20 protein-coding genes and 1 tRNA gene are annotated in these 19,482 nt (G+C 26.4%); 9 read left to right on the top strand and 12 right to left on the bottom strand.

Annotated features, from left to right (window positions below; translation table 11 throughout):
- Window positions 1–876 (bottom strand): NAD-dependent epimerase/dehydratase family protein (locus ACTTAV_RS00005; RefSeq protein WP_440669363.1); only part of this gene is annotated, 876 nt, incomplete at its 3' end.
- Window positions 877–912: 36 nt separating this feature from the next.
- Here ACTTAV_RS00005 and ACTTAV_RS00010 point away from each other — a divergent pair.
- From ACTTAV_RS00010 to ACTTAV_RS00025, 4 genes are all read left to right on the top strand, one after another.
- Window positions 913–1,587 (top strand): class I SAM-dependent methyltransferase, encoded by a 675-nt coding sequence (locus ACTTAV_RS00010; protein WP_440669364.1) that lies wholly within the window; start codon window positions 913–915, stop codon window positions 1,585–1,587.
- 9 nt (window positions 1,588–1,596) lie between these two features.
- Window positions 1,597–1,686: transfer RNA gene (locus ACTTAV_RS00015), tRNA-Ser, on the top strand.
- Window positions 1,687–1,798: 112 nt separating this feature from the next.
- Window positions 1,799–3,850 carry a DNA gyrase subunit B gene (locus ACTTAV_RS00020; protein ID WP_440669365.1) on the top strand — a complete coding sequence of 684 codons (2,052 nt, stop codon included), beginning with the start codon at window positions 1,799–1,801 and terminating at the stop codon, window positions 3,848–3,850.
- A 2-nt stretch (window positions 3,851–3,852) separates the two neighbouring features.
- Window positions 3,853–5,133 (top strand): ActS/PrrB/RegB family redox-sensitive histidine kinase, encoded by a 1,281-nt coding sequence (locus ACTTAV_RS00025; RefSeq protein ID WP_440669366.1) that lies wholly within the window; start codon window positions 3,853–3,855, stop codon window positions 5,131–5,133.
- Here the strand turns inward: ACTTAV_RS00025 and ACTTAV_RS00030 are convergent.
- Genes ACTTAV_RS00030 through ACTTAV_RS00040 form a run of 3 tightly spaced genes read right to left on the bottom strand, consistent with a single transcriptional unit; the run spans window position 5,130 to window position 8,430 of the window.
- A complete protein-coding gene (locus ACTTAV_RS00030; RefSeq protein WP_440669367.1) occupies window positions 5,130–6,938 on the bottom strand; it encodes a cobaltochelatase CobT-related protein in 1,809 nt (602 codons plus the stop codon). The two genes, ACTTAV_RS00025 and ACTTAV_RS00030, sit on opposite strands and share 4 nt — an antisense overlap.
- The gene (gene cobS / locus ACTTAV_RS00035; RefSeq protein ID WP_440669368.1) at window positions 6,939–7,913 is read right to left on the bottom strand and encodes a cobaltochelatase subunit CobS; all 975 of its coding nucleotides are present in this window, start codon (window positions 7,911–7,913) and stop codon (window positions 6,939–6,941) included.
- Window positions 7,903–8,430 (bottom strand): J domain-containing protein, encoded by a 528-nt coding sequence (locus ACTTAV_RS00040; protein WP_440669369.1) that lies wholly within the window; start codon window positions 8,428–8,430, stop codon window positions 7,903–7,905. The genes cobS and ACTTAV_RS00040 overlap by 11 nt, the downstream gene beginning before the upstream one ends.
- 21 nt (window positions 8,431–8,451) lie before the next feature.
- Between ACTTAV_RS00040 and ACTTAV_RS00045 the strand changes: the two genes are divergently transcribed.
- Window positions 8,452–8,712, top strand: coding sequence for a BolA/IbaG family iron-sulfur metabolism protein (locus ACTTAV_RS00045; RefSeq protein ID WP_440669370.1), 261 nt, complete (start codon window positions 8,452–8,454; stop codon window positions 8,710–8,712).
- On the opposite strand, the gene aroB is transcribed toward ACTTAV_RS00045, so the two are convergent.
- Together aroB and ACTTAV_RS00055 are read right to left on the bottom strand one after the other, a co-directional pair.
- The gene (gene aroB / locus ACTTAV_RS00050; protein ID WP_440669371.1) at window positions 8,701–9,807 is read right to left on the bottom strand and encodes a 3-dehydroquinate synthase; all 1,107 of its coding nucleotides are present in this window, start codon (window positions 9,805–9,807) and stop codon (window positions 8,701–8,703) included. The two genes, ACTTAV_RS00045 and aroB, sit on opposite strands and share 12 nt — an antisense overlap.
- Window positions 9,782–10,306, bottom strand: a complete 525-nt coding sequence (locus ACTTAV_RS00055; RefSeq protein WP_440669372.1) for a shikimate kinase — start codon at window positions 10,304–10,306, stop codon at window positions 9,782–9,784. The genes aroB and ACTTAV_RS00055 overlap by 26 nt, the downstream gene beginning before the upstream one ends.
- A gap of 212 nt (window positions 10,307–10,518) precedes the next feature.
- Between ACTTAV_RS00055 and ACTTAV_RS00060 the strand changes: the two genes are divergently transcribed.
- Genes ACTTAV_RS00060 through truA form a run of 4 tightly spaced genes read left to right on the top strand, consistent with a single transcriptional unit; the run spans window position 10,519 to window position 14,506 of the window.
- The gene (locus tag ACTTAV_RS00060) at window positions 10,519–12,294 is read left to right on the top strand and encodes a hypothetical protein (RefSeq protein ID WP_440669373.1); all 1,776 of its coding nucleotides are present in this window, start codon (window positions 10,519–10,521) and stop codon (window positions 12,292–12,294) included.
- A 24-nt stretch (window positions 12,295–12,318) separates the two neighbouring features.
- The gene (gene def, locus ACTTAV_RS00065; RefSeq protein WP_440669374.1) at window positions 12,319–12,837 is read left to right on the top strand and encodes a peptide deformylase; all 519 of its coding nucleotides are present in this window, start codon (window positions 12,319–12,321) and stop codon (window positions 12,835–12,837) included.
- 3 nt (window positions 12,838–12,840) lie between these two features.
- On the top strand, window positions 12,841–13,773 hold the full coding sequence (gene fmt, locus ACTTAV_RS00070) for a methionyl-tRNA formyltransferase (RefSeq protein ID WP_440669375.1): 933 nt from the start codon (window positions 12,841–12,843) through the stop codon (window positions 13,771–13,773).
- A complete protein-coding gene (gene truA, locus ACTTAV_RS00075) occupies window positions 13,766–14,506 on the top strand; it encodes a tRNA pseudouridine(38-40) synthase TruA (RefSeq protein ID WP_440669376.1) in 741 nt (246 codons plus the stop codon). Before fmt ends, truA begins: the two co-directional genes overlap by 8 nt.
- Here truA and ACTTAV_RS00080 read toward each other — a convergent pair.
- From ACTTAV_RS00080 to argB, 6 genes are read right to left on the bottom strand one after another with little or no spacing between them, the layout of a single operon-like run.
- Window positions 14,486–14,977: an SET domain-containing protein gene (locus tag ACTTAV_RS00080; RefSeq protein ID WP_440669377.1), complete on the bottom strand. Its 492-nt coding sequence runs from the start codon at window positions 14,975–14,977 to the stop codon at window positions 14,486–14,488. The genes truA and ACTTAV_RS00080 overlap by 21 nt on opposite strands.
- A 35-nt stretch (window positions 14,978–15,012) precedes the next feature.
- The gene (locus ACTTAV_RS00085; protein WP_440669378.1) at window positions 15,013–15,942 is read right to left on the bottom strand and encodes a histone deacetylase family protein; all 930 of its coding nucleotides are present in this window, start codon (window positions 15,940–15,942) and stop codon (window positions 15,013–15,015) included.
- Window positions 15,939–17,096 (bottom strand): succinyl-diaminopimelate desuccinylase, encoded by a 1,158-nt coding sequence (dapE, locus tag ACTTAV_RS00090; protein WP_440669379.1) that lies wholly within the window; start codon window positions 17,094–17,096, stop codon window positions 15,939–15,941. The genes ACTTAV_RS00085 and dapE overlap by 4 nt, the downstream gene beginning before the upstream one ends.
- Window positions 17,097–17,098: 2 nt before the next feature.
- Window positions 17,099–17,926, bottom strand: coding sequence for a 2,3,4,5-tetrahydropyridine-2,6-dicarboxylate N-succinyltransferase (dapD, locus tag ACTTAV_RS00095; RefSeq protein ID WP_440669381.1), 828 nt, complete (start codon window positions 17,924–17,926; stop codon window positions 17,099–17,101).
- 3 nt (window positions 17,927–17,929) lie between these two features.
- On the bottom strand, window positions 17,930–18,619 hold the full coding sequence (locus ACTTAV_RS00100; RefSeq protein WP_440669382.1) for a pyrimidine 5'-nucleotidase: 690 nt from the start codon (window positions 18,617–18,619) through the stop codon (window positions 17,930–17,932).
- Window positions 18,616–19,464, bottom strand: coding sequence for an acetylglutamate kinase (gene argB / locus ACTTAV_RS00105; protein ID WP_440669383.1), 849 nt, complete (start codon window positions 19,462–19,464; stop codon window positions 18,616–18,618). Before argB ends, ACTTAV_RS00100 begins: the two co-directional genes overlap by 4 nt.
- Window positions 19,465–19,482: the final 18 nt, after the last annotated feature.

Here is a 19,482-nt window from a genome sequence, read left to right on the forward strand (position 1 = left end):
AATTAATTTTTTATTGTCAGCTAAAGTATAATTGTAGTTTCCAATCTTATAAAATCTTTTTTTATAAAAAATTTTTTTATTCATTAGTTTTTCAAATAATTTTATAATTGTATCCAAATAGATCAATTTTTTATTTCCAACATTCATTGCATGTAGACCTCTTATTTTTATCTTAGTCATTTTTAAGATAATATTTAAAAAATCTTGAATATGAACAAAATCTCTTGCAGGGTAAATCAATTTATTTTTTTTCTTAACTAAATTTATTTTTAGTGAAATTTTTTTTCTGGAAGCTTCAGTTATGATAGGCATAATTCGTCTAAATTTATTTTTAAATTCATAAAAATTATTTTTATCTTTATTAGTATAGCCTGCTATATTGAATAATCTTAAAATATAACAACTTGTAAATTTTTTTCTTAAATACTTTTCAATAACAAATTTTGTTTTTCCATAATAATTTTCAGGTTTTAATTTTTGAGTTTCTTTCGCTGGCTTAACTATCTTTTTATTAAAATTATAAACATTAGAACTCGATAAAAATATAAATTTTTTAATTTTTGCTATATAACAATTTTTTATAAATTTTTTTGTTTTATAAATATTATTTTTTAAATAAATTTTTCTATTATTTTCAGATTCCGGTGGAAAAGAAAAGGCTGCAGCATGAATAACAGTATGGATTTTTTTTGATTTTAGTATGATAGGAATTTTATTTGACTCAATATCAACTTTTAAGAATTTTTTTTTATTTATAATATTTTTGTGTCGAGATCTAGATAAGTTGTCGATACCAAAATATGGAATTTTTTTTGTTTCCAACATCTCGCAAATATGAAAACCTATATATCCAGTACATCCAGTAACAAGTATCATTTTGTTTTTAAAATTTTTTTTAATATAGTGATTATTATGTTTTTTTTAAAATTTAAATATTTACTTTATTATTATAAATCTAAAGTATTAAAAAAAAAATGCAAAAAAGACTATAAAGATGAAAAAATTCAATTTGAACAAAAAATAAATAAAAAAAACTTTTCTAACAAATGGTTTTTGAATAATTTTTCTATTTTTAATTATTTTTTACCAAAAGATAAAAATGCTAAATTTGATTATTTAGAAATTGGTTGCTTTGAAGGTTTATCATCATTTTATGTTTTGTCTAAATATAATGCTGTAAATGCATTTCTTATAGATGTATGGGATATGCCTAACTCGAATAGCAAAACTCTATCAAACGATTTTGATAAAGTAGAGAAAGCATTTGATGATAATTTATCTGAATATACTTTTACTAAAATAAAAGATGACTCAGTGGTATCAATGAGAAAATTATTAAAACAGGATAAGTCATTTGATTTTATTTATATTGATGGATCACATAATGGAGAAGATATCCTTTCTGATGCTATTGAAGCATTTAAGATACTTAAAAAAGATGGTTTGATTTTTTTTGATGATTTTCTACAATATGATAAAAACAGAGATTTACAGTCTTATGAAGGAATTGAAAAATTTTTAACACTGTATTCAAATTTTCTAAAAATTGAATATTTTCAAAATAATTTAGTGGTAAGAAAAAGGTAAAGCTTAATTGGAGAGATGGCCGAGTGGTTTAAGGCGCACGCTTGGAAAGTGTGTAAAGAGGTAACTCTTTCATGGGTTCGAATCCCATTCTCTCCGCCATAAATAACTGTTGTTTTATGCGGTGTATTTAACAATATTTAGTTCTTTGTTTAATTATAAAAAGAGCAATTTTATTTAAAAATGATATAATTAACTTTTCCAAAAAATAAAAATGACAAGCAATAATAAATATCAAGCAGACTCAATTAAAGTTCTAAAAGGTCTAGAAGCTGTAAGAAAAAGACCTGGAATGTATATCGGTGATACAGATGATGGAACTGGTTTACATCATATGGTTTATGAAGTTGTAGACAACTCTATAGATGAGGCATTAGCAGGATATTGTAAAAATATTGATGTTAAAATGAACAGCGATGGAACAGTAACTGTCAAAGATGATGGTAGAGGTATTCCAACAGACATCCATAAAGGTGAAAAAAAATCTGCAGCTGAAGTTATCATGACTCAACTACATGCTGGTGGTAAGTTTGATCATGACTCATATAAAGTTTCAGGTGGTTTGCATGGTGTTGGAGTGTCAGTTGTTAATGCGTTGTCAGAAAAGTTAAAATTAGAAATTTTTAGAGATGGTCAAAAATATTTTATTGAGTTTTTGAATGGTGATGCAAAAACTCCATTAAAAAAAATTGGTAAATCTAAAGAAAGAGGAACACAAATTACTTTTCTTCCCTCAAAAGAAATTTTTTCCTCAATAAAATTTAACCCAAGTATTCTTATAAAAAGGATGAGAGAACTAGCCTTTTTGAATAAAGGCATAAAGGTTTCATTTACTGACTTAACAGGAAAAAAAGAAAAAACGAATATTTTTAAATTTGATGGTGGTGTCTTAGAATTTGTAGAATTTTTAGACGAAAAAAGAGAAAAATTGCTCAACAAAAATGGAGGTAACTTATTTAAAAGACCAATTTATATTGAGGGAAAAAAAGATCAAATTGAACTAGAATGTTCCTTAATATGGAATGCTGGCTATTCAGAGGATATTTTCCCATACACTAATAATATTCATCAAAAAGATGGTGGAACGCATCTATTAGGTTTTAGAAGTGCTTTAACAAGAGTCATTAATAAATATGCAAATGAAAATAATCTTTTAAAAAAAAATAAACTTACAATTTCTGGAGATGATATAAAAGAAGGCCTTACTTGTGTATTATCAACTAAAATTCCAGATCCTAAATTCTCTTCTCAAACAAAAGATAAATTAGTTTCATCAGAAGTTAGAATGATAGTTGAGAATATAATAAATGAAAAGTTATCTATTTGGTTTGATCAAAATCCCTCTATAGCAAAAATAGTTTTAGCAAAAATAATTCAAGCAGCGTTGGCTAGGGATGTAGCAAGGAAAGCAAGAGAAAATGTAAGAAGAAAGGGCGCATTAGAATTAAGTGGCTTACCAGGAAAGCTTGCCGATTGTCAAATTGGAAAACAAGAAGGAACTGAATTATTTATAGTTGAGGGAGACTCAGCAGGTGGATCTGCAAAACAAGGTAGAAATAGATTAAATCAAGCCGTTTTACCTTTAAGAGGTAAAATACTAAATACATATGTAGATGGTGTTAATACAAATAAAAATGGAAATGGTTCTGATCAAAGAACAAAAGCCCTATCTAAAATGATATCTTCAAATGAGATATTAACTCTTATCAATGCGCTCGGACTTGATCCTAAGGCACAAGAAATAGATCTTAAGGATTTAAGATATGGAAAGATAATAATAATGACAGATGCTGATGTTGATGGATCACACATTAGAGCTTTATTGTTAACATTTTTTAATAACAAACCATTTAATAAGCTCATAGAGAACGGCCATGTTTATTTGGCTCAGCCACCATTATTTAAAATTAATAAAGGATCAAAGGGAATTTACATAAAAGACGAGAAAGAGTTAGAGCATCACATTGTAGCGAGTAATAAAGACTTAAGAAAAATTAAAAAGGGATCTAAGGATTATATTAAATTACTAGAAGCCGAAAAATCAAAAATGAACATACAAAGATTTAAAGGCTTAGGTGAAATGAACCCAGAAGAGTTATGGAGCACAACATTAAATCCAGAGACAAGAAATCTATTGCAAGTACAATATTCAAAAGATTTCAAAAAAGATCAAATTTTAATTCATACTTTAATGGGAAGTGATGTGAGCTTAAGAAAAGATTTTATCGTTTCAAATGCAATTAATGTTCAAAACTTAGATGTTTAAAAATGAAGTTTTTTGAAACTTCAAAACAATATTCATTAAAGAAATCAATATACATTAATCTAAGATGGATAGGCATTTTTGGTCAATTAATCTCTTTATATTTAGTATATTTTTATTTTAATTTTGATTTTGATTTTATTTTTTCTAATATTTTTATATCACTTGGGATAGTTAGTAATTTTTATCTAATTTTTGTTTATAAAAAAACTCAATTAACAGATAGATCTGCCTTTATTCATTTACTAATTGATATTATACAATTAAGTGGATTAATTTATTTAACAGGAGGAATTAAAAATCCATTTATAATTTTCTTAATTATTCCTAGTGTGTTTGCTTCATCAAATTTAGGTTTTAGAACAAATTCAGTGCTTGTTTTGACTACTACTTTATCAATCTTATTTTTGACCTTTTTTTCAAAAGACTTACCTGGGTCAATAGGTGAACATTTTCATGTAAATGCATATTATTTTTATTCAATTCCATTAGCTTTAATAATAGCATTATTTTTTCTAAATTATTTTGCGATAATATTCAATGTAGAATCCAAATTAAGAAAAGATGCACTTAATAAAATGGAAGAAATAATGGCTAAAGAACATGAAATGTTATCTCTTGGTGGACAAGCTGCAGCAGCAGCTCATTCTTTAGGCACTCCATTGTCAACAATAAAAATTATAACACAAGAACTTTCCAAACAGCTTAAAAATCAAAAAGATGTAAGTCAGGACATTGAACTGTTATCAAGTCAAGTTGAAAGATGTAATCAAATATTAAAAAGATTGACATTAAACCCTATTGAAGAGGATGAATTTATTGATGAAGACCTGTATATGAAAGACTTACTTAAAGAAATTATCTTATCTTTTAAAGAAACAAGTAAAAAGGATTTTATTTTAAACTTTAATAATGACTTGAATCCAAAAAAAATTTCAAAATCTATTGAAATTGTTTATGGATTAAGAAATTTTATTGGAAATGCAAATAAGTTCTGTAAAAATAAAGTTTATATTATTTTAAAAAGCAATAATGTTTCAACTGAAGTTACAATTGAGGATGATGGTGATGGATATCCTAATGACATATTATCCAAGATAGGTGAACCATATTTGAGATCTGTAAAATCTTTCGATAAAGATAAAATAGGATTAGGTCTTGGATTATTTATTGGTAAAACTTTGTTAGAAAAAAACTTTGCAGTTGTAAATTGTTGGAATTCTCAAACTAGAAGTGGTGCAGAAGTTACTATCAAATGGAAAAATAAAGATTTATTTAATCTTTAATGGAAACTTTTTTTATTTTCAAATAATTTACTAAGTTGTGAAACCATCACATCACCTAATTCATTTACATCGGTAATTTTAATAGCTCTACTGTAATATCTTGACACATCATGACCAATACCAATAGCTAATATTTCTGTTTCAGTTTTTTCTTCAATAAATTTGACCATTTTTTTAAGATGTTTTTCAAGAAAATCGCCAGAATTTACTGATAGTGTTGAATCATCTACTGGAGCACCATCTGAAATAACCATAAGTATTTTTCTTTCTTCTTTTCTTTTTTTGAGTCTATTAAATGCCCATGATATTGCTTCTCCATCAATATTTTCTTTTAGAAGTCCTTCTTTAAGCATTAAACCAAGATTATTTTTGCATTGTCTCCAATGTGTATCAGCTCCTTTATAAATTATATGTCTTAAATCATTTAATCTTCCAGGTGTTTTTGGTTTACCATTTTTATTCCAAAATTCTCTGCTTTTGCCACCTTTCCAATTTTTGGTTGTAAAACCAAGTATTTCAACTTTTACTGAACATCTTTCTAGTGTTCTTGATAAAATATCAGCACAAATTGCTGCAATTGTTATAGGTCTACCTCTCATAGATCCAGAATTATCAATTAAAAGTGTTACGACAGTATCCTTGAAATCTAAATCTTTTTCTTTTTTAAATGATAAAGAATTGTAAGGATCCATTATTATTCTTGGTAATTTTGAACTATCTAATAATCCTTCCTCTAAATCAAACTCCCAAGCTCTATTTTGCTTTGCTAATAATTGCCTTTGAAGTTTGTTAGCAAGTTTTGTAATGAGATCTTGAAACCCTATTAACTGTTGATCTAAAGTTTTTCTTAATTTTATGGCATCTTCTGAATTTTCTATATTTTCAGCTTTTGTTATTTCATCAAATTGATTTGTGAAAATTTTGTATTCTAAATTAACTTCATTAATATTTTTTTTTTGAATAACATGTTCTTTGCTTTGTTGATCTGAGTCAGTATCTACAAGTTGCTCATCAAGTTTATACTCATCAATATCATAATCAGAATCTAAATTTGCTTCTGTTTCTTCTTCCTTATTTTGTTCCTTTTTGTCCTCATTGTCATTCTCTTGATCATCATTCGAGGGATTATTTTGACCATCGTCATGATTTTCCTCTTTTGATTCCTCATTTTCCTCATTTTGAAAAATATCCATTTCTTGTAATATTTCAGAAAACTTTGAAGAATATTTATCTTGAGATTCAAGATTTTCTTTTAAAAAATCAATATGATTTTCAAGAGCTTTATCAAAATCCTTTTCCCAAAAATTCAACATATTGCTTGTTAATAAATTTAGTTTAATTCCATGAAATTTTTTTAACATATACAGCTCAAAGGCTTCAATCACAGTTACATCTTCTTTTGTTTTTAATTGATCTTTTCTTTTTAACCCAATCATTTGATTGTAATTATCACAAAGGTTTTTTTTTATACCTTTTAGCATTTGGAAGCCTAAAGATTCATATCTTATTTTTTCAGCAATAGAATAAAGAGTTTTACAAGATGAATTAGAAGGTAAATTTTTTTTATAGATCTTATCATTAGAAAATTTTTTTTTTAATGCCGAAGAATCAAACTCAGCTCTTGCCTTTATAAAATCATTTTTTGAATTTAAATTTTCTAAATTAAAGAAATCAAATTTTTTTGAGCTTTTGTTATCAATTTTTTCCTCATTGATAACTAAATCATCAGAAATTACTCTAGCAGTAGATGTTAGTGCTTGTTTAAGTTTTTCTTTGAGATTTTCTATTTTGTTATTATTTTTCATCTAAATCTGAATATTTGCAAGTGATTCTGGGAGTTCTTCCCCAAAACATCTTTGATAATATTCAGCAATAGTATTTTTTTCTAACTCATCACATTTGTTTAAAAATGTAACTCTAAATGCATAACCTACATCTTTAAAGATTTCCGAGTTTTCTGCCCAATGCAAAACCGTCCTTGGACTCATTACAGTTGAAATATCGCCTGCAATAAAACCTTTACGTGTTAAAGAGGCTACTTTAATCATATTTGAAACCTTTTCTTTCCCTTTTGGATTATTAAGAGATTTATTTTTCGCCAAAACAATGTCCATTTCTTTATCTAGATTTAGATAATTTAAAGTTGTTACAATATTCCACCTATCCATTTGACCTTGGTTTATTTGTTGTGTTCCATGGTAAAGACCTGTTGTATCACCCAAACCAACAGTATTTGATGTAGCAAATAATCTAAAAAATTTATTCTGTTTAATTACTTTGTTTTTATCTAATAATGTGAAATTTCCCTCAGCTTCCAGAACTCTTTGTATAACAAACATTACATCTGGTCTGCCTGCATCATATTCATCAAAAACTAAAGCAACTGGATTTTGAATAGACCATGGTAAAATTCCTTCATTAAATTGTGTTATTTGCTTTCCTTCTTTTAAAACAATAGCATCTTTACCAATAAGGTCGATTCTACTAACATGACTATCTAAATTTACTCTAATACAAGGCCAATTTAATCTTGCAGAAATTTGTTCTATGTGAGTTGATTTACCCGTACCATGATAGCCTTGCACCAAAACTCTTTTGTTATATGCAAACCCTGAAATAATAGCCAGTGTGGTGTCTCTATCAAATTTATAATTTTTATCAATTTCTGGCACATACTCACTTTTTTCTGAGAAAGCATTTACTTCCATATCTGAATCAATCCCAAAAGACTGTTTTAAAGAAACTTTTATATCTGGTTGAATATTTAAATTAGGTGTCAATTTTTTTCCTATATGTGTTTTTTAGCTGTGTGTAAGCTAAAGTTATTAATTTTAATTTTTCTTCATATTTTTTATTTCCAGAATTCATATCAGGGTGAAATTTTTTGACAAGTATTTTGAATTTTTCTTGAACTTTTTTCCATCTAAGACCCACAGAAATACCTAAAATACTAAAGGCTTTAATATCCTTATGATCAAATTTAAATTGACGCATATGATTAAAATCGCTCTTAAATTTATCATTGTCTAGTTCATCTTTTAAAGTGTTACTCCATAAAACTTTAAAAAAATTATCTGAGGAATTAAAGCTTTGAGTTGGCTTATGCCAAATCATGTCTGATTTTAAAAAATCAATTACTTGTTTATCATCCATTCCTGAAAAATAATTCCAATTTTTATTAAATTCTTTTACATGTTCCAAACATAACATTCTGAATTTTTTACTGTTATCTTTTTCAACTGGAGCTTTATATTCTCCAATTTCCTTACAATTATTCCAGTCACAAATATTTTTCATGATATATAGTAAATAATATTTATGAATATAAATGAGTTAATTGCAATCGTAAAAAAAAAATTACAAAGCCAAATTTTAATTGAAGATATAAAAATTGAAGATAAGTCATTTCTTCATAAAAATCATACTAGCAATCAACCTGATAAATATCATTTGAAAATCTCGATTAAGTCAAATCAATTGAAAAATATGAAAAGAATTGACAGTAATAAGAAAGTTTTTAAGATTTTAGATAAAGAAATAAAAAAATTTATACACTCTATACAAATTTTAATTCATTAGTTCATTTTTCAAGAAAAAACTTAAAATATTTTTTTTATATTTTTTATCTATTATTGGTTTCCCAATTTTCTTTAACAAAATTAAGTTTATTTTCTTAGAATTATTTTTTTTATCTATAAGCATAAAACTTAATATCTTGTTCAGATCTTTTAATGAAAAATATTTTTTTAAGTTGGAGGGTAGTCCAGATTTTTTAATATGATTTTCTAAAAAATTAAAGTCTTTTAAATTTAAAATGTTATTATTATAACTAAATCTAAGCGCTGTTTTAATTCCTAAAATAACTGCTTCGCCATGATTTAGTTTTTTTGAATAACCTAAAGAAGCTTCAAAAGCATGAGCGAAAGTATGACCAAAATTCAAAATTTTTCTTAGACCGGTTTCTTTTTCATCTTTCTCGACTACGATTTTTTTTATTTTACAACTTTCAAATATAGATTTTTCAATAAATGGAGATTTAAGCTCAATAATTCTTGAGAAATTTTTATTTAAATATTTACAAAATTTAACATTTGCAATTATAGCATGTTTTAATATTTCTCCATATCCAGAAATAATTTCTCTCTTATTAAGAGTTTTTAAAAAATTTATATCACTAATTACTAATTTAGGTTGATAAAAACTTCCAATAAGATTTTTGCCATGACTAGTATTAATTCCTGTTTTTCCACCAATAGATGAGTCAATTTGTGAAAGAAGTGTTGTAGGAATATTAATAAACTGAAGTCCTCTTTTGAAAGTGCTCGCTGCATATCCACTTACATCACCAGTTATACCACCTCCAACGGCGAATAAACAATCTTCTCTAGAAAAATTATTATTCAACAAAATTTTGAATATTTTGTTTATAGTATTTTGATTTTTATTTTTTTCACTTGCATTAAAAGTATATAGATAAATTTTTTTATTTTTTAAAGATTTTTTGATCTGAAAAATTAAATTTTTGGGAACATTTTTATCTACTACGAGTAAACATTTTTTAAATTTTATAGAATTGTTTTTGATTATTTTTGATATTTTTGAAACTAGCTTGTGACCAATATATATTGGATATTTTTGCTCTTTAGTTTTAATTATTAATTTTATAGTTTTCATAAATATTAAGAATTTTATTAATTATTTCCTCTTTTTTTTGTTTTCCACAATTAATTTTAAATAATGCTTTTGAGTAATATTTAGAGCGAATTTTATTCATTTTTTTTAAATCATTAACCGAAGTATTAAGAGTTAGTGGTCTTTTAACACTATTTTTGATTCGATTTAATAAAATATTGCTGTCCACTTTTAACCAGAAAGATAGGTGATTCTCTAAAACTTCTTTTCTTATATTTTTATTTATAAAAGCACCACCTCCTAGCGATATAACACCCTTTCGTTTTTTAAGAATATTTAAAGTTATTTTTTCTTCTTCTTTTCTAAAAAAAACTTCACCTTTATTTTTGAATATTTCTGAAATTTTCATATCTAGTTTTTTTTCAATATGATCATCAATATCATAAAAATCTAATTTAAGTTTTTTAGAAACTAAAAAACCAATAGAGGATTTTCCTGATCCCATCATTCCTAAAAAAACTATATTTTTACCTGATTCCATAAATTTTCTTTATTGAAAAAACACAATTATGTCTTATTTTGAAATTAACTAAATTTATATGCAATTTATTAAAAAAACAAGTTCAAGCAGAAGTATTGTCGGAATAATAACGAAACTAGCTTTTATTTCAGTTATTATTTTTTTAATTATCTTCTTATTAAATAAGATTGATTTCCCTGCACCAAAAAAAGAGATAGAAAAAATAATTTCGAATGAAAATTTTAGAATTGTTAAATAAAAAATATTTTTTAATTATTTTTTTTTTATTAATTGGATTATCTGTTCATGCAGAAGAACAACCTGCTGATATTTGGAATATTGAAAAAAAAAAAATTGAAGAAAAAATCTTAGAAAAAAAAATAGAGACATCCGAAAATAATAATAAAATTAAAAAAAACTTTGATTCAAGTGTTTATAATTTGCAGGCACAAGAACAAATTTCTACTATTAGTTTTGAAAATAATTTAGAAGCTCAAGAAATAAAAATTATTGGACTGTACGATCCTGAAGATTATGATCTTGATATAAATATGTGGACCAATTCAGATGGAGATCAATTAAAAACTTTAATTAAAAAATTAAACAAAATGAATCTTTCTAAAGATGCAATCGAAATTGTTAATATATCACTTTTGACAAATGCTTATTTGCCACAAAAAAATATTTCAGAAAAAGAATTTTTAAAATTCAAATCAGATTGGTTGATTAAAAATTCTAACCTAAGCTTAATTGAAGAATATTTAATACAGAATCAAGCTATTAACTTACATCCAGAATTAACTAGATATATTGTTGATGAGTATCTTTCAAACACTAACATTGATAAAGCTTGTGAAATTTTTATTAAAAACACAGAGATGCTTGATGACGAATATCTGTCAAAATTTAATATTTATTGTTTGATTAAAAATAATAAAAGAGAAGAAGCTCAACTAATTTTAGATTTAAAAAAAGAGTTAGGTTTTAAGGATGAATATTTTGAAAAAAAAATAGATTATTTGTTGGAATATTCTACAAAAATAGATGACACTGTTTCAGAAAAATCTATATTAGATTTTTACTTAGCCCATCAGACAAACCCTAATTTTAATTTTGAGCCAAATGACAAAACAAAAAAAATAATTTGGAAATATCTTTCATCGGCAAATTTATTAAATTCCTTTCAAGAAATCGATATTTCTGAAATAGAAAAAATATCAACTATCGAAAAAGCCGTACATAATAAAAACTATCCAGAGAAAGATTTATTTAATTTATACAAAAGATTTCAATTTAATTTTAATCAACTTTTAAATGCAAAAGAAGTATACAAAACATTGCCTAATATTGAAGGAAGAGCGTTAATTTATCAAAAAATTTTACTAGAATCTGAAATGGTTGAGAAACTAAAATTATTAAAAATATTAAAAACTTCCTTTGAAAATGAGGAATTAGATGAGGCTTTTGATGTTGAACTGAAAACTTTTTTAGAAAAAATCAATCCAACAGATATACCTGATAACTTAACTAGTTTTTATTATACGAATATTAAAATTCAAAAAGAAGAGGAAAAAAAAATAAAATTTAATAATGATATAATTCACCAATCTAAATTAATAAATTATTTTAACGGAGATTATGCAAAATCTAAAATATCCAAAGATACAAATAATTTATTAAAAAAGATTAAAAAAGATAAGAAATATTTTTTATCAAAAAAAGATATAATTTTTTTAGAGTCATTAAAGTATGATGGTGTTGAAATTTCGGAAAAATATAATGAATTGTATAAAACTAATGATGATGAAATTCCAACTGACATACAAATAATGATAAATAATAGTGAAACCGGTTTAGTTCTTTTAAGAATTGCTGAAGTTATTGGACAAGATAAAATTGAAAGAATTGACGATGATACTATTTATTTTATTATTACCGCCCTCAATAAATTAAATATTGATTGGATAAGAAATAAAATATTACTAAAAGTTCTACCTTTAAAAGTATAAAAAATATATTAAGATAACTATCTTATGGCAATTAAAACTATACTAACAGAACCTAATAAATTACTAAGACAGATTTCTCAACCAGTTGATAAAGTTGGTAAAGAAGAGCAGCAATTAATGGATGATATGTTGGAAACTATGTATGCTGCAAATGGTATAGGACTAGCTGCAATCCAAATCGGTATTCCAAAAAGAATTATTGTTATGGATATAAGTAAAGAGGAAAATAAAAGAGAACCAAGATATTTTGTAAATCCAATAATAATTAATAAAGATGAATTAAAATCAACTTACGAAGAGGGCTGTCTATCAGTGCCAAATCAATTTGCTGAAATCGATAGACCAAAAAATTGTGATGTTGAGTATCTCAATTATTATGGTGAAAAAAAATTATTAAAAGCAGAAGGTCTTTTGGCTACGTGCATTCAACATGAGATGGATCATTTAGAAGGTATACTTTTTATAGATTATTTATCAAAATTAAAAAAATCAATGATAATTAAAAAACTATCTAAAAATAAATCCAACAGGATAGTTGTTTGATTAATGTCAAAAAAAATAATTTTTATGGGTACACCTTTGTTTGCTGTACCTATTTTAAAATCATTATATCAAAATGGATACCCAATTTCTGTAGTGTATACTCAACCTCCACAAAAATCTAATAGGGGTCAAAAAATTAATAAATCTCCAGTACAAGGTATTTCTGAAACTCTTAATATAGATTATAGATGTCCAAGAACTTTGAAAGATAACGAGGAGGAATATAAATTTTTAAAAGAGTTGAATGCTGATCTTGCAATTGTTGTTGCGTACGGACAAATTATTCCAAAAAATTATCTAACTTTAACAAAAAAAGGTTTCATTAATATTCACGGATCAATACTTCCAAAATGGAGAGGAGCAGCACCAATCCAAAGGTCTATAATGAATTTAGATCCGAATGTAGGTATAAGCATCATGAGGATAGTTGAAGAGTTGGATAGTGGACCTGTAAGTAATATTTATAAAATAAAATTAGATCGTAATAATAATGCTCAAGAGATATCAGAAAAATTATCTTTGTTGGCTGCAGAAAAAATTTTAGATGATATTGATGATATTTTAGAGGATAAAATAAAATTTATTGAACAAGATCATTCCCAAGCCACCTATGCAAAAAAAATCAACAAAATAGAAGGACAACTTAACTGGAATGATAATGCTTCAAAAATTATTGGAAAAATAAATGGTTTGTTTCCTTCTCCTGGAGCTTTTTTCAATTTTAGAGGAGAGAGATATAAAATTCTTAAAGCAGAAATTGGGAACGGCCTAGGTAAACCAGGTGAAATATTGTCAGATAAATTAGAAATAGCTTGTAATGACAATCAATCAATCAAAGTTCTTGAAATTCAGAGACAAGGAAAAAAATCACAAAAAATTAGTGAATTTTTGCTTGGTTCTCATATTAAAAAAGGTTTAATTTTATCTAATGTTTAGATATCAAATACTAATTGAGTATATAGGTACTAATTTTAGAGGTTGGCAGGTACAAAAAAGAGGTAAAACTATTCAAGGTCTTATTCAAGATAAAATATCAAATCTTTTAAGAGAAAAAATAATTTTATTAGGATCAGGTAGAACAGATACAGGTGTTCACGCAATTGAACAATCTGCACATTTTGACAGTAAAAATCAAATTAAACATTCAGATAAATTCTTAAAATCTATGAATTTTTTTTTGAACAAAGATGGTGTTACAATTCTTAAAATAAAAAGAAGAAGTAAAAATTTTCATGCGAGATACTCAGCAAAAATGAGAGTTTATAAGTATATAATTTTAAACCGACTTGGTGAGCCAGTTCTAGAAAAAAATAAATGTTGGCATATTATGAAAGAACTTGATTTAGTTGCAATGAAAAGAGGTGCAAAAAAATTAGTTGGAACTAAGGATTTTTCAACTTTTAGAGCCTCTAGTTGTAGAGCAAAAAGTCCAGTTAAAACTATGAAACTAGTAAAGATCAAATCTTCAAGAAATAAAATAGAAATAGAGTTTAGATCTCAATCCTTTTTACAACAACAAGTTAGGTCAATGGTTGGTTGTTTGAAGTATCTTGGAGAAAAGAAATGGTCATTAGATAAATTTGAGAGTGTAATTAATTCCAAAAAAAGAACTTTATGTGCTCCACCTGCGCCACCAGAGGGACTTTTTTTAGCTAGAGTTTTTTATTAATTTTTTTTTATTAGCCATTGAGTATTTTTTGTTGATACGCCACCTAGACTCAGCTCTAACAATATAGCCACAACAATTTTTTGCTCTACATTTACAAGGAAATTGTTTATAATCCTCATCATATCCAAAACCGTAATCGCATGTAAATTCTTCACCCTTCTTTATATCTTTTATTGCGGTAACCCAAATTTTAAGACCTTTTCCTTCATAGTCACAATTGTTGTCACATGAATGATTTATCAAACCTGCTGTATTCCATGGAAAATCTCCATCTAATGTATATTTCTTATTTAATGTAAATAAATATATTGGTTTTTTATTATCAAATTTATCTGAGTCATCTACTTCTTTGTTGGTTATAATCTTTCCTACATAATCAATTATCTTAGTGCCAGACTTTATATCTTTTGCTGCATATAAGCCACGACCTTTATTATCAATTCTAGATTTTTTTATTTTATATAGTTTCATGGTGAGGTGTTTGTTTATAATGAATAAGATATATATCAATTGAATTCTAATAATGCATCAACATGTCTCTTAGTGCTATCCTGAAGTGCTTGCAAATCATATCCACCCTCAAGAATAGAAACAATTTTTCCATTACAAAATTTTTTTGAGATTTCTAATATTCTTTTTGTTATTTCATAATAATCTTCAGTAGTAAGCTTAAATTGTGCAAGAGGGTCTGCAACATGTCCATCAAATCCAGCACTAATAAGAATAAATTCAGGTTTAAATTCTTTCAGTTTATTTAAGGCAAACTCGAAAGCATTTAAATACTCTTCAGAGTTTGTGCCTGCAGGGAGTGGAATATTAAAAATATTATTAAATTTGCCTTTTTCTTTCTCTGAACCTGTTCCAGGATAATAAGGATATTGGTGAGTAGATATAAACAAAATATTTTGATTGTTGTAGAAGATATCTTGGGTACCGTTACCATGATGAACATCAAAGTCTATAATAGCAATACGTTTATATTTGTACTTATTGATTAAGTATTTTGCACCTATTGCTACATTATTAAGGATGCAAAATCCTGCAGCTTTATTTTGATTACAATGATGACCTGGAGGTCGGACAATACAAAATGCATTTTGAAATTCTTTCTTTTGAACACCATCTATTGCAGCAATAATAGATCCTGCTGCATCAAAAGTAGCTTGCTTGCTTCCAGGTGAGATAATAGTGTCACCGTCTAATGATGAAAAACCTTTAGTAGGAAAAGAATTTTTAACTAATTCTAAGTACTGGGCATCATGAACATCTTTGATAATGTCATCGGTGACAATTGATGGATTTTTCCATAAAATATTTTTATTGTTAAATTTTTTTAGGTTATCAATAATAACAGATACCCTCGCTATTTGTTCTGGATGACCAGGTCCTGTATCATGGTTTTGAAAAGTATTGGAAGTAATTAAACCAGTTTTCACTTAAAGTAATTTTGTAAAATATATTGATAAATTTTAGTTAAATTTTTTAGATCTTTTAAAGATACTGCTTCGTCAACTTTGTGCATAGTTTTTCCAACTAATCCAAATTCTAAACCAGGTGATATTTTTCTTATGAATCTTAAGTCTGAGGTTCCACCTGTGGTAGACAGTTTTGGTTTTATGTTTGTAACTTTTTTTATAATATCTTGAATCATAAAAGTTGTTTGATTTGGTTTCGTTAAAAAAGCCTCACCAGAAACTTTATAATCAATTTTAAATTTAGATTTATTTTTTTTACATATTCTATTAAAAATTCTATTAAGTTTTTTTTTTATAGAATTTGATGAATGTTTGTTGTTGAATCTTATATTAAAAGTTGCTTCAGCAATTGCAGGAATAATATTATCTGCTGTATTATCAATATTAATTTTTGTTACTTCCAAGTTAGTAGGTTGAAAGTTCACTGTACCTTTATCGAATTTAATTTCTTTTATTTCCTTTAGGATTTTAACTATTATTGTTGAGGGGTTATTAGCTCTCTGAGGATATGCCACATGTCCCTGTGAACCTAGTATTTTTAATTTTCCAGTTAAGCTTCCTCTACGACCAATTTTAATCATTTCACCTAATTTATTAGGATTAGTTGGTTCACCAACTAGGCAAAAATCTATATTTTCCTTCTTCTTTTTTAGATAATCTACAACTTTTTTTGTCCCATTAACTGCATCACCTTCCTCATCTCCTGTAATTAATAGACTGATTGATCCATTAAATTTTTTATTTTTTGATAAAAAAAAGCTAACTGCAGAAACAAAAGCTGCAATAGAACTTTTCATATCATTTGCACCTCTACCTATTAAATAACCTTTTTTAATTGATGCTTTGAAAGGATTCACAGTCCAATCTTTTAGATTTCCAGGTGGAACAACATCCAAATGTCCTGCGTAACAAAAGTTAGGGCTTTTTGATCCTAATCTTGCATATAAGTTTTTAACAGGCTTAAAGTTTTTTTCTTTAAATTCTAAAATTTTTGTTTTGAAACCTAACTTCTTTAATTTTTTTTCTAAAAATCTCATTATGCCAGCGTCTACTGGAGTAATAGAAGGAAATTTGATTAGCTCCTTAGCTAATTTTATTTCATTTAAATCTTTCATTTTTAATCTCTTAAAAGATCATTTATTGATGTTTTAGATCTAGTTTTTTCATCAACTTGTTTAATTATTACCGCACAATACAATGATGGTGCTGAAGGATTATTCTTATCTGGTAAAGAACCTGGAACAACAACCGAGTAGGGTGGAATCTTTCCAAAAGTAATTTTTCCAGTTTTTCGATCTACTATTTTTGTTGATTGGCCAATATACATACCCATACTTAAAACTGAACCTTCTCCTACAATTACACCTTCAACTACCTCTGACATAGCTCCTAAAAAAACATTGTCCTCAATTATTGTTGGTAAAGCTTGTGCTGGTTCTAAAACTCCTCCTACTCCTGATCCTGCAGAAATATGGCAATTTTTTCCTATTTGACAACAGCTACCCGCTCTAGCAAAAGTATCTATCATTGTTCCTTCATCAATGTATGCACCAATGTTTACATAACACGGCATTAAAACGGCATTTTTTCCAACAAATGATCCTTTTCTTACTGGTGAATTGGGAACCATTCTAAAACCAGCTTTTTCATGATCTTCTTTATTCCATCCTGCGGTTTTACCTTTTAATAAGTGAGCTTTGTCATACCAACTGCTATATGGGCCATTTAAATTTTCCATCGGATAAATTCTAAAACTTAGCATGATAGCTTTTTTGAGATGTTGATGTGTTACCCATTCTCCGCTAATTTTTTCAGCAACTCTTGACTTACCGCTATCTAAATCACTTATTACTTGATTGATAGCATCTTTGAGTCTTTGATCAGAATTTTGATTTACTTGATTTTTGTTTTCCCAAGCTTCATTGATAATTTTTTCTATAGACATAATTTATTTACTTTTTAATAGCCTTATTTCTTTTAGAAATAAAGACAGATTTTCAATTTTGTGAGAAATATAATCTTTATTTGAGTCCATCTTTCCAAAATGTTCATCATTTTTTAACCAAACAGTTGTACACCCACGTTTATGGCCAATACTTAAATTTTTAGCAATATCTTCGATATAAATAGTCTCTTTTGGATTAATATTAAATTTTTTGACCATTAAATCGAAGGTTTCTGCTTCAGGTTTGGGTTTGTATCCAGCATCTTTAATATCAAAAACTTTATCTCTTCCAAAAAGATCATATAGACCAAGGTGTGTTAAAATATTCTCTGCATGTTCAGCACTTCCATTAGTAAAAATAAATTTTTTCATATCTAATTTTTTTAATTCATCTCTCATAACTTTGTCTTCTTTCATAAAAGAAATATCTATATCATGTACAAATTTTAAAAATTCATCCCCGATGACATTATGATGTAACATAAGACCATTCAAAGATGTATTGTATTTGTAAAAATAATTAGTTTGAAGTTCTTTTGCTTCTTTTTCACTTACATTAAGTTTTTTTTGAATAAAAAGTGTCATTCGTTTTGAAACCATTCCAAACACTTTTTCCAAAGGATATCCGTTATGTGACCCATAACACACTCCATCTAAATCTAATAATAGATATTTTTTGTCTTTCAGACTCATTTTCTTATTAAAGTACCTGATCCTTTATCAGAAAATATTTCAAATAATATTGAATGTGGTTTTCTTCCATCAATTATTCCAACTGCGGTTACCCCATTTTTAACCGCATCTAAGCAAGTATTTATTTTAGGTATCATGCCTTCAGTTATTATCTCATCTTTAATCATCTTTATAACTTCTTGTGATGAAATTTCCTCAACTAATTTTTTCTCTTTATTCAATAAACCTTCTACATTAGTCATTAAAAGCAGTCTTCTTGATTTTAAAGATTTTGCTATAGCTCCAGCAGCTGTATCTCCGTTAATGTTGTATACTTGATTGTTATCATCCAAACCTAATGGTGAGACGATAGGAATTTTTTTTTGTTTTATTATATCTTTTAAAATATCCGTGTTAATTTTTTTTGGTATTCCTACAAATCCAAGTTCTTTAACTTCTGGAATTACATTAATAATATTATTTTTTTTTGTATTTATTGAAATTGCTTTTGTTTCTTTTTTTTTTAATGAGTCTACAATATCATTGTTGAAGTCAATTAAAACTGTCTCAACAATATTTATAATTTTTTCATCAGTTACTCTTAGACCTCTAATAAACTTTGATTGGATATTTGATTTCTCTAGCTCTTTTTTAATTCTTGGACCTCCACCATGAACAACTACAATCGATAAACCTAGTTTATTTAGTAAACTTATATCAGATATAAAATTATTGAATATTTCTCTATCAATAAAGACATTTCCACCATATTTTATGACAATTAATTCATTTCTATATTTTTCAATATATTTTGAAACTTCATTAATTGGTGGCCCGTTTTTAGGTAAAATTTTTTTTAAATCCATCAATTTTTTAAATTATAC

The sequence above is a fragment of the Candidatus Pelagibacter sp. HIMB1483 genome (genome assembly GCF_052048135.1).
In the GTDB taxonomy this organism is placed as follows: Bacteria; Pseudomonadota; Alphaproteobacteria; order Pelagibacterales; family Pelagibacteraceae; genus Pelagibacter.

Excerpts from the sequence above, each read along its gene's own strand:
- ACTTAV_RS00040 (WP_440669369.1), bottom strand. The coding sequence starts at position 8,430 with ATGAAAAATATTTGTGACTGGAATAATTGTAAGGAAATTGGAGAATAT.
- ACTTAV_RS00010 (WP_440669364.1), top strand. The coding sequence starts at position 913 with ATGTTTTTTTTAAAATTTAAATATTTACTTTATTATTATAAATCTAAA.
- def (WP_440669374.1), top strand. The coding sequence starts at position 12,319 with ATGGCAATTAAAACTATACTAACAGAACCTAATAAATTACTAAGACAG.
- ACTTAV_RS00060 (WP_440669373.1), top strand. The coding sequence starts at position 10,519 with ATGAAAATTTTAGAATTGTTAAATAAAAAATATTTTTTAATTATTTTT.
- ACTTAV_RS00100 (WP_440669382.1), bottom strand. The coding sequence starts at position 18,619 with ATGAGTCTGAAAGACAAAAAATATCTATTATTAGATTTAGATGGAGTG.
- ACTTAV_RS00045 (WP_440669370.1), top strand. The coding sequence starts at position 8,452 with ATGAATATAAATGAGTTAATTGCAATCGTAAAAAAAAAATTACAAAGC.
- dapE (WP_440669379.1), bottom strand. The coding sequence starts at position 17,096 with ATGAAAGATTTAAATGAAATAAAATTAGCTAAGGAGCTAATCAAATTT.
- ACTTAV_RS00030 (WP_440669367.1), bottom strand. The coding sequence starts at position 6,938 with ATGAAAAATAATAACAAAATAGAAAATCTCAAAGAAAAACTTAAACAA.
- dapD (WP_440669381.1), bottom strand. The coding sequence starts at position 17,926 with ATGTCTATAGAAAAAATTATCAATGAAGCTTGGGAAAACAAAAATCAA.
- ACTTAV_RS00080 (WP_440669377.1), bottom strand. The coding sequence starts at position 14,977 with ATGAAACTATATAAAATAAAAAAATCTAGAATTGATAATAAAGGTCGT.
- ACTTAV_RS00025 (WP_440669366.1), top strand. The coding sequence starts at position 3,853 with ATGAAGTTTTTTGAAACTTCAAAACAATATTCATTAAAGAAATCAATA.
- fmt (WP_440669375.1), top strand. The coding sequence starts at position 12,841 with ATGTCAAAAAAAATAATTTTTATGGGTACACCTTTGTTTGCTGTACCT.
- ACTTAV_RS00055 (WP_440669372.1), bottom strand. The coding sequence starts at position 10,306 with ATGGAATCAGGTAAAAATATAGTTTTTTTAGGAATGATGGGATCAGGA.
- argB (WP_440669383.1), bottom strand. The coding sequence starts at position 19,464 with ATGGATTTAAAAAAAATTTTACCTAAAAACGGGCCACCAATTAATGAA.
- aroB (WP_440669371.1), bottom strand. The coding sequence starts at position 9,807 with ATGAAAACTATAAAATTAATAATTAAAACTAAAGAGCAAAAATATCCA.
- truA (WP_440669376.1), top strand. The coding sequence starts at position 13,766 with ATGTTTAGATATCAAATACTAATTGAGTATATAGGTACTAATTTTAGA.
- ACTTAV_RS00020 (WP_440669365.1), top strand. The coding sequence starts at position 1,799 with ATGACAAGCAATAATAAATATCAAGCAGACTCAATTAAAGTTCTAAAA.